The sequence below is a fragment of the Pseudoalteromonas sp. genome (assembly GCF_041629635.1).
Lineage (GTDB): Bacteria > Pseudomonadota > Gammaproteobacteria > Enterobacterales > Alteromonadaceae > Pseudoalteromonas.
In genome coordinates this window covers 1-4,364 of the sequence record NZ_JBFKMX010000207.1, presented here as the reverse complement: position 1 = coordinate 4,364, position 4,364 = coordinate 1, and the positions used below count along the sequence as shown (strand labels likewise).

The following is a 4,364-nucleotide window of genomic DNA, read 5'->3' as shown; positions in this document are numbered from 1 at the left end:
GTATGAATATGCAGCGGTGCTAATGTTTTGGATTGAGCACCATCAGCTACCAACATTAGTTTTGCTGACAGCTGCTCACCAGATTCGAGCGTTAAATCTATACACTCTGCTTTTTGTTGGTAAGCACTTACCTTATCTGGACAAAACAGCGTTATGCCCTCTGCAACCATTTTTTTATGTAATTGTTGACCCCATGGCCTTACTTCAACAACATAACCAAGCGCAGGTTCGCTGTAATCATCACTGTGAATTTGGGTTTTGCCGAAGTGACCACGGTCTGAAACCAGTACTTCTTTTATCGCAGCAGTAAAATCATTATTTGCATCAAGCAAACCAAGTGAAAATAAATATTTAAACGATTCACTGGCTAACGCAATACTGCGGTCATCAAAGCTTGGTTGACTTTCATCCGTGGCAGCAAATGCTTCAATCACGGCCACATTAAGCGATGAATTTCGTAACTTAACAGCAAGGGCAGCACATGCCCCTGTTAAACCGCCACCTACAATTACAATATCGAACATCGTTTTAATACCTGAAATTAGTTTGCCATTAGCGCTTCTATTTCATTCACAGTCTTTGGTACGCCAGCTGTTAAATTGCGGTGACCTTGCTCTGTGACAACAACATCATCTTCAATACGAATACCAATGCCACGGTATTTTTCAGGTGCATCGCTATCCTTTGCGATATATAAACCAGGCTCAATAGTAAGTACCATACCCGGTGCAAATGGGCGGTCCTTATCATCTAATTTATATTCACCTACATCGTGTACATCAAGTCCTAACCAGTGACCTAAACCATGCATGTAGTAATCTTTGTATTTTTCATCCGCAATCAGGCTTTCAACATCACCCGTTAAAATGCCTAAATCTACTAAGCCTTCGGTCAGAATACGCACGACAACATCTGCCGTTTGTTTTAAGGTATTACCCGGTTTAACCATCTCAAGCGCGGCAAGTTGCGCTTTTAATACCAGCTCATACACCTCGCGCTGGGCCTCACTAAACTTACCGTTAATTGGAAACGTGCGGGTGATATCTGCTGCATAGCCATTTAACTCGCAGCCAGAATCAATCAATACTAAATCACCATCGTTTAACACATCGCTATTTTCGGTGTAATGCAAGATGTTGGCATTATCGCCGCCGCCAACAATTGTGCCGTATGCTGGGTGACGCGCACCTGCCATCGCATAATGGTGATGAATTTCAGCTTCTAATTGGTATTCTGTAGCGCCTGCTTTGGCAAATTTCATTGCTCTAATATGCCCTTCAGCACTTATTTCGCCAGCTTTAGCCATAATCGCAAGTTCAGCATCCGATTTAAATAAACGCATTTCATGTAATGTGTTGCGAATATCTTTAATTACAGTAGGCGCCTTCCAGCCACGCTTTGGTGCACCGCGCAATTTGCTTAAAAGCGCCCACACTTTGTCGTCGAACTCTTTGTAAGTGCCTTGTGCGTAGTAAAGCGTTTGCTTACCTGACACTAACTCTACTAGGTTGTCGTCAAGCTCTGCTAGAGTAAACGCGTTGTCAAAGCCAAAATCTTGTTGTGCTTTTTCTGCGCCAATGCGACGACCACACCAAATCTCGGCAAGCTTATCTTTTTCACGGCAAAACAACTGTGATTCAGTTGATTCACCTTTAACTAAAACCAATACCGCATCAGGCTCTGGAAATTGGGTTAAATAGAAAAAGTCACTGTCTTGTCGAAACGCAAATTCGGTATCGCGACTACGTGTTACTTCAACAGCTGCAGGAATTATCGCAACCGAATTAGCTTCCATTGCTTCTAATAATTTAGCGCGACGCGTTTTTACTTCTTCAACAGAAATTAAAAGTGAGTGTGTCATGATAAAACCTACTGCTTAATGAATGGTGGTATTAATTGCGGCGTTTTGTTGCACTGACTTGCCAAGCTCAGCAAAGCATAAATGTACTGAAATGCGCACATACTCAACTACTTCATGAAATGCTTGTTTGTCTTCTTCCGTTTCATCAAATGTAGTATCCATTTGATTAATTTCTGTGAAATCGTGAATTACTTCTTTTACTTCATTAGACAGTTTGCCATAGTCTTTTTGCTTAAGGCCAAAGCCTAATAAAAAGCCCGACACCCAAGAAACTAGCGCGTTTGCTCTGTCGTGAAGTGACTCGTCTTCATCTGGAAGGTATAACTCAAATTGCAGTTCGCGATTATCTAAAGTGCTGCGAATTTGGCTATAAAAGCCAACTAACAACGTTTTTAGTTCGCCTGAAAATGCAATACCATCATTAAACACATCGCTTAAAATTGTTAGGTATTCTTTGTCTTCAATATCAATACCGCATGCGAGTAAACCGGTAATTACACCATGCACTTCGCTAGGCATAATAAATAATTCATTCTCTTCGAGAGTAACTTGAGTTGCTTGATAATCTTGTGACATAACGCGCTATTTAAATTGCTGTAGTTCAGTGATAATGCTAACACTGACGCCCTATTCACGCCATTGTTTTAGCCTAAACTGTTTAAAACAAAAACAATTTGAATACTTTTACTGCACTTGATCAAACAATCACAGATTTTAACTAGTTATCTTGGCAATATTTCTTATAATAAAGATGTTCCCTCGAGTGTTGGAGAAAGGTTACGTCCCTGAGCCGATAAACTTTTCTTAGGAACTCAGTTCAGATTGCTATTGCGCATGCTCGGCATGTACCGAGAAGCCTACGGTAACTAACTGCGCTCCGCCTTGAGCCTTAGGGTTCAAGGGCTGACACCTGATACCGCACTTTTGGGAACACCTCCTTTCTACTTCCAATAGTACCTCAATCACCTTTTGCTAACTTTTTGAATATTAGTTTAATTACCGACTTTTTAGTGATTCTGTTTGTTACAACCAAATGTTAGAGTTTAAGCTCAACATCAATGCGAAATTAACAACAATAACAATGAACTACATTAATACTCTATTTTTAGTATTTACAGCCTTCACATTAGCAGGCTGTGGCGGTGGTGACAGCGCAGAAGAAAATACTACTATCATTTTCAACTCAGCGCCGACCTTATCTGGAGAACCGGAAAATGCATTTGTAGGTGCAGCCTTTAAATTTGCGCCTCAACTTGAAGATAAAGATAACGACCCTATAACTTTAAGTGCAAACAACCTACCCAGTTGGCTCACCCTCAATGATAACGTACTAAGAGGGACACCAAGTAAAACTGATTTAGGCAGTATCACCTTTGAACTTATTGTTTCTGATGGCAAAGCAACATCAACTTATAGATTCAGCTTACAGGTCATTGATTCACAAGAAACCAATACAGCGCCAAGTATTTCAGGGCAAATTCCAACTGCATATGTTGGCGTAGGCTTTAGTTTTACGCCTTCAGTCATTGATAAAGAGAATGATGTTTTAAGTTTTGCCATTGAGAATGCACCTAGCTGGACTGATTTTGATATTACAAATGCGCATCTTAGTGGCACACCCACAAAACAGGATTTAGGCACATATCAAAATATCACTATTTCAGTAAACGATGGTATTAATAAGGTTGAGTTTAATTTTGACATTACTGTAAAAGAAGGTTTAACAGTCAATACCCCACCGCAGATCCGAGTCATAAATCAAAGTGCGGTAATTAATGCAGAGTTTACTTACACACCCAATATAACTGATGCGCAAAATGATGTGCTTGCTATGGCAATAAATAATGCACCAGCATGGCTAAATTTTAATACAAATACCGGAGAAGTCAGTGGCACACCAACGATTGAACATGTTGGACTTCATTCAAATATAAAAATAACCGTCTCTGATGGTGAATACAGTAATAACGGAATTTTCGACATAACTGTAGTCAATCCTGACGCAAATAACACAGCGCCGGTTATTATTGGCACCCCAACTAAAGCTTATGTTAATACAGCTTACAGTTATTCATTTGAAATTAGTGATAAAGAAAATGATCCGCTGTCTTATCATATTGAAAACTTACCAAATTGGCTTAGTTTTGATGAAGAAGGCTCAACACTGAGCGGTACGCCTACAAATGAAAATATTGGCACACATAACAACATAAAACTTACGGTCAGTGATAGTAAGTTAGAGACTGTTCATACATTTTCAGTATCGGTTGTTGCGAATGAGCCCATTAATACCCCACCTGTAATATCAGGCACACCTGCAAATGCTGAAGAAAATAAAGCTTATTCATTTATCCCAACCGCGAGTGATGCGGATGGCGACACCTTACGCTTTAGTGCTAAAAACCTGCCAAGCTGGGCAAGCTTTAGTACTATTAATGGTGAAATATCTGGCACACCAAGCGCTAACGATATCGGCACCTTTGAAAACATCGAAATTACTGTC

Annotated in this window: 4 protein-coding genes and 1 other RNA gene; 2 read left to right on the top strand and 3 right to left on the bottom strand. The window is 40.1% G+C overall.

What is annotated here, in order from left to right:
* From ABYD77_RS18010 to ABYD77_RS18000, 3 genes are all read right to left on the bottom strand, one after another.
* On the bottom strand, nucleotides 1–524 hold a 524-nt coding region (locus tag ABYD77_RS18010), incomplete at its 3' end, for an FAD-dependent monooxygenase (protein ID WP_372771482.1).
* Nucleotides 525–541: 17 nt separating this feature from the next.
* A complete protein-coding gene (gene pepP / locus ABYD77_RS18005; RefSeq protein ID WP_372771481.1) occupies nucleotides 542–1,861 on the bottom strand; it encodes a Xaa-Pro aminopeptidase in 1,320 nt (439 codons plus the stop codon).
* Nucleotides 1,862–1,876: 15 nt separating this feature from the next.
* Nucleotides 1,877–2,437, bottom strand: a complete 561-nt coding sequence (locus ABYD77_RS18000) for a UPF0149 family protein (RefSeq protein WP_372771480.1) — start codon at nucleotides 2,435–2,437, stop codon at nucleotides 1,877–1,879.
* A 176-nt stretch (nucleotides 2,438–2,613) separates the two neighbouring features.
* Here ABYD77_RS18000 and ssrS point away from each other — a divergent pair.
* A non-coding RNA gene (ssrS, locus tag ABYD77_RS17995) (6S RNA) lies at nucleotides 2,614–2,796 on the top strand.
* A gap of 146 nt (nucleotides 2,797–2,942) precedes the next feature.
* On the top strand, nucleotides 2,943–4,364 hold a 1,422-nt coding region (locus ABYD77_RS17990; protein ID WP_372771479.1), incomplete at its 3' end, for a putative Ig domain-containing protein.

Coding starts and splice junctions, on each gene's coding strand:
- pepP (WP_372771481.1), bottom strand. CDS start 1,861: ATGACACACTCACTTTTAATTTCTGTTGAAGAAGTAAAAACGCGTCGC.
- ABYD77_RS18000 (WP_372771480.1), bottom strand. CDS start 2,437: ATGTCACAAGATTATCAAGCAACTCAAGTTACTCTCGAAGAGAATGAA.